The 3,977-nt window shown below is 75.1% G+C and carries 5 protein-coding genes; 3 read left to right on the forward strand and 2 right to left on the reverse strand.

What is annotated here, in order from left to right:
* Positions 1-156: 156 nt before the first annotated feature.
* Positions 157-567: an SsgA family sporulation/cell division regulator gene (locus I5Q34_RS32630; RefSeq protein WP_199896119.1), complete on the reverse strand. Its 411-nt coding sequence runs from the start codon at positions 565-567 to the stop codon at positions 157-159.
* 341 nt (positions 568-908) lie between these two features.
* Here I5Q34_RS32630 and I5Q34_RS32635 point away from each other — a divergent pair, with 341 nt between their 5' ends.
* Positions 909-2,159: an RDD family protein gene (locus I5Q34_RS32635; protein WP_199896120.1), complete on the forward strand. Its 1,251-nt coding sequence runs from the start codon at positions 909-911 to the stop codon at positions 2,157-2,159.
* Between the two features lie 71 nt (positions 2,160-2,230).
* Positions 2,231-2,893: an RDD family protein gene (locus tag I5Q34_RS32640; RefSeq protein WP_199896121.1), complete on the forward strand. Its 663-nt coding sequence runs from the start codon at positions 2,231-2,233 to the stop codon at positions 2,891-2,893.
* On the opposite strand, the gene I5Q34_RS32645 is transcribed toward I5Q34_RS32640, so the two are convergent.
* A complete protein-coding gene (locus I5Q34_RS32645) occupies positions 2,879-3,145 on the reverse strand; it encodes a hypothetical protein (RefSeq protein ID WP_199896122.1) in 267 nt (88 codons plus the stop codon). The two genes, I5Q34_RS32640 and I5Q34_RS32645, sit on opposite strands and share 15 nt — an antisense overlap.
* A gap of 382 nt (positions 3,146-3,527) precedes the next feature.
* Here I5Q34_RS32645 and I5Q34_RS32650 point away from each other — a divergent pair, with 382 nt between their 5' ends.
* The gene (locus tag I5Q34_RS32650; RefSeq protein WP_199896123.1) at positions 3,528-3,857 is read left to right on the forward strand and encodes a hypothetical protein; all 330 of its coding nucleotides are present in this window, start codon (positions 3,528-3,530) and stop codon (positions 3,855-3,857) included.
* Positions 3,858-3,977: the final 120 nt, after the last annotated feature.

Raw genomic sequence — 3,977 nt, forward strand, 5'->3', positions numbered from 1 at the left:
GCCCGGGGGGCTTGGGCGCCCCACGGGGGCACCACGGGGGCCTCCCCCCCCGGGGGCGGGCTCACCCCGGGGGGGGGGGGGCGGGCCAGGGGGGGGGCCCCGGGGGCGCGGGGGCCCGCCCCGGGCGCCGCCCCGGCCCCCGCTCCCGGCCACGCCCTACGCCCCCAGCAACTCCCGCAACCCCTCGTCCAGCGCCAGCCACTTCCCCTCCGCGCCCCGCTCCACCAGTCGCAGCGTGCTCTCCAGCCACGTGCGCACCGCCCGGGCCGGTGCCTCCAGCAGCGCCTCGCCGTCCGGCGACGACAGCGCCACGCACACCACCGTCCGCCCGCCGGACGAGCCGGGCCACACCCGTACGTCCCCGGAACCGCAGGCCCGGTGCACGCCCTCGGCCAACAGCTCGCGCGCGAACGTCCAGTTGACCGGCGTCCGCGACGTCACGTGGAAGGCGATCCGCACCGCGTACGGGTCGTCGGCCCGGTAGCTCAGCCGCGCCGGCACCGGAATGCTGCGCCCCGGTTCCAGCACCAGGTCCATCTCCAGGTCTCGTTCCACCACGGCATGCATGAAGTGCGCCCTCTTTCGTTCCTCTGCCCGCTGCGCGGGCCTCGCGACCGGGCCCGCACCTGGACAGAGCGGATCGGCCCCGCGTCATGACGCGACTTCGCACCGCGGCGCCTCCCGGTCGCACGTGTGAGTGGTCCCGTCGGCGTAACGTCCACGCAGAGGGAGGCCGTCTGGTAGACCTGTTGGCTGCGCCCTGGGTTGCCTTTTGCGCATAGAGGTCACATGGATGTGCGCCCGCCGTCGCGAGCACCGGACCCGGAGCGGTACACAGGACACCACGCCAGTGCGGCAGACTGCCTGATATCCCAGCACGGCCGAACAGATACGGGACACCGGAGACCATGAGCGCACCCATCCCGGGATCCGCCGACGGCAGCCCCCGCCAAGGCTTTTACCCGGACCCGTCCATTCCCGGCTACATCCGCTACTGGAGCGGCACCGCCTGGGTCCCGGGCACCAGCCGGCCCGCCCCCGCCGAGGGCGAGCCCATGCCGGGGCCGCCGCCCGGCCTGCCCGCCGCGCCGCTGCCCGCCCTCGCCGCGCCCGTCCCGCCGTCCCCGCGCCCCGAGGTGCACCGGCCGCCCGCCGGTCAGGGGCGGGACGAGACGGGGCCGGTGTTCTTCGACGAGGAGCTGCCCGCGCGTCGCGAGCCCGCCGCGTGGGGCGACGGCCCGTCCGTGCCCGCCGTCCGCGACCCGCGCGCACCGGACGCCGCCGCCCCCGTGGCGCCCGCCCGCGAGGGCACGATGGACCTCGGCGGCCGCAAGCCCGCACCGGGCTCCGCCGCGCCGCAGATCCACCACGGGCCGTCGGCGCTCTCCTCGGCCCGGCCGCCGGGCGCCTGGCCGGACGAGGCCCGGCAGCCCGTCCCCGCGCAGCAGCACCGGCCCGCCCCCGCCGTCTGGGCCCCGCCGCAGGTGCCGTCCCAACAGCAACTCCAGCCCCACCCCCAGCCGCAGGCCCAGCTCCAGCCGCTGCCGACGGCGCAGCCCCTGCCCGTCCCGCAGGCCGCGCCCGCGCAGCCGGCCGTCCGCGAGACCGTGGTGCCCGCGCCCTGGAAGCCGCCGACGGAGAACCCCTTCCTCCAGGCCGCGCGCCAGGAGGGCCGCCCCGCGGGCCTGGGCCGGCGGCTGGCCGCGCGGCTCGTCGACACGGCCGTCCTCGGCGGCGCCCTCGCCGCCCTCGCCGTGCCGCTGTGGAACAGCTCCGTCGAGCACATCGACGAGAAGGTCGACCGCGCCAAGCGCTCGGGCCAGACCGTCACCGTCTGGCTCCTCGACGGGACCACCGGCACCTACCTGGCGATCGTGCTGGCCGCACTGCTGCTCGGCGGGGTGCTCTACGAGGTGCTGCCGACCGCCAAGTGGGGCCGCACGCTGGGCAAGAAGCTGTGCGGCGTGCGCGTCCTCGACATCGGGTCGCACGACACCGCGTCGTTCGGCGCCGCCCTGCGCCGCTGGCTGGTCTACAGCCTGCCCGGGCTCCTGGCGGTCGGTCTGCTGGGCGTGCTGTGGTGTCTGTTCGACCGCCCCTGGCGGCAGTGCTGGCACGACAAGGCGGCGCGGACGTTCGTCGCCTCCGGCGGGGCCTGACCGCCGGCGCGGGCAACTCGAACGGCATACGGGCGGATGCGGCGGCCCGGCCGCCGGGTTCTACTCGGGCCATGAGCACGGACCAGCCGCAGGACGACGACCCGTTCCGCCAGAAGCCGCCCGGCGACCTCCCGCCGTACGGGCACGCGCCCGGCAACGGACCGCCCGCGGGCGGCCCCTATCCCGGCGGGCAGTACGGCGGGGGGCCCGGCCCCGGCGGTCCGTACGACACCGGGGGCCCCGGCGGTCCCTACGGCGGCCCGGGCGGCGCGACCGACCCGCTGGCCGGCATGCCGCCGCTCGCCAACCGCTTCCGACGGCTCGTCGCCCGGGTCATCGACTTCCTGATCGTCTCGATCCCGGTCAGCCTGGTCTACTCCGCCTTCACCTGGGACCACTGGGACCCCTACCGGGACAACACCAAGAACACCGGCCTCACCGTCCTCGTGGCGATCGTCTACTTCGTCTACGAGGGGCTGATGCTGTCGGCCCGCGGCCAGACGGTCGGCAAGATGGCCATGCAGATCCGCGTCGCCGTGCTGGAGAACGGTGCCGTCCCGCAGAACGGACCCGGCTGGATCCGGGCGGCGGTCTACTGCCTGCCGTGGATCGTGCCCTGCTGCGGCTTCGTCTTCTGGCTCATCAACGTCCTCTGGTGCACCTGGGACAAGCCGTACCAGCAGTGCATCCACGACAAGGCGGCGAAGACGGTCGTGGTCTCAGCCGTGCAGTGAGTGCTCGCCCACCCGGGCGGGCGCCGACCCCGCGCGCTGCCGTGGAACCCGGGAGCTCCCGGCGACCGTCCGCGGGCTCCTGCGGGAGACGGGCACGGCGGCCGCGACGACGAGCCCGAGCGCGAGGGCGCCCAGGGCGACGACGGCGACCCCGGCGACCGAGCTCGTCCTCGTCAGCAGGAGCATGGCGAGGGTCGACAGGACAACGGTGGCCGAGCCGTAGGCGATCTGTGCTGACGTCGGACGCGGCATGACGGGATCCGTCCTCGGGGGGGATGGTGGGGTGCAGAGCCGACACGTACGTACCGCAAAAAGACTCTACGGTCCTGTCTGCCCTCGGGGAACCGCCGATAAGCGCGCCCTTGACGGACGGTGAGGTCGCGCGGGGTCGCGGCGCGGGACGGGAGCGGGCGGGGGCGCGCCCGCGTTACTGACACCGTGGTGGGGGAGCGGTCGTCGGCGGGGTTCCCCCGGGGGCGGGAACGGACGCTGATCATCCACTCGGAGTGTGGTATTTCCGCAGGTCAACCGCCTCTTTTCGGAACCCCCTGGCGGGGTGCCGGGGATCGCGGTTGGATGCGTTCAGAGGTGTCCTCTTATTGACACGGAGTGTTCCGGCGGAGGGTGGTTGCATATGGCAGGCGGTGGTTTCGTCAAGCTCCCGGACGGCAGTGTGGTCGTCGCCCTGTCCCTTCCGAGTCCGCCCGGCGACGGAGCGGTGCCGCCCGGGGGGCGGGTACGGGTCCTGGTCCACGCGGCCAACCGGGCGCGCGCGCTCACCCGCGTCCGGAACCTGGGGCTCCGGGCGGTGTACCTGCGCGGGAACAGCGAGCCGCCGTCGCCGGACGAGATCAGCGCGGCGCTGTACCACCCGGAGGGGCTGGTGTGGCGCACGATGCCGGAGGTCGAGACGGAGTCGTGGCATCCGATAGCGAGTTTGCTGCGGCGGGGGCGCGCGGCGTAGGGGGGTTTGCCCCGGCCCCTCCCCCAGAGGGGGCACCCCCACTTTCACCGTTTCTTCCGGGGCGAGCCCCGGGCCCGGACCGCGCTCCGCGCGGTGAGCGGGGCTTCGCCCCTGCACCCC

This window comes from Streptomyces sp. AV19 (assembly GCF_015999245.1).
Taxonomy (GTDB): domain Bacteria; phylum Actinomycetota; class Actinomycetes; order Streptomycetales; family Streptomycetaceae; genus Streptomyces.

What these genes read in the sequence shown, in the direction of transcription:
- I5Q34_RS32630 (WP_199896119.1), bottom strand. Translation starts at nt 567, where the DNA reads ATGCATGCCGTGGTGGAACGAGACCTGGAGATGGACCTGGTGCTGGAA.
- I5Q34_RS32635 (WP_199896120.1), top strand. Translation starts at nt 909, where the DNA reads ATGAGCGCACCCATCCCGGGATCCGCCGACGGCAGCCCCCGCCAAGGC.
- I5Q34_RS32640 (WP_199896121.1), top strand. Translation starts at nt 2,231, where the DNA reads ATGAGCACGGACCAGCCGCAGGACGACGACCCGTTCCGCCAGAAGCCG.
- I5Q34_RS32645 (WP_199896122.1), bottom strand. Translation starts at nt 3,145, where the DNA reads ATGCCGCGTCCGACGTCAGCACAGATCGCCTACGGCTCGGCCACCGTT.
- I5Q34_RS32650 (WP_199896123.1), top strand. Translation starts at nt 3,528, where the DNA reads ATGGCAGGCGGTGGTTTCGTCAAGCTCCCGGACGGCAGTGTGGTCGTC.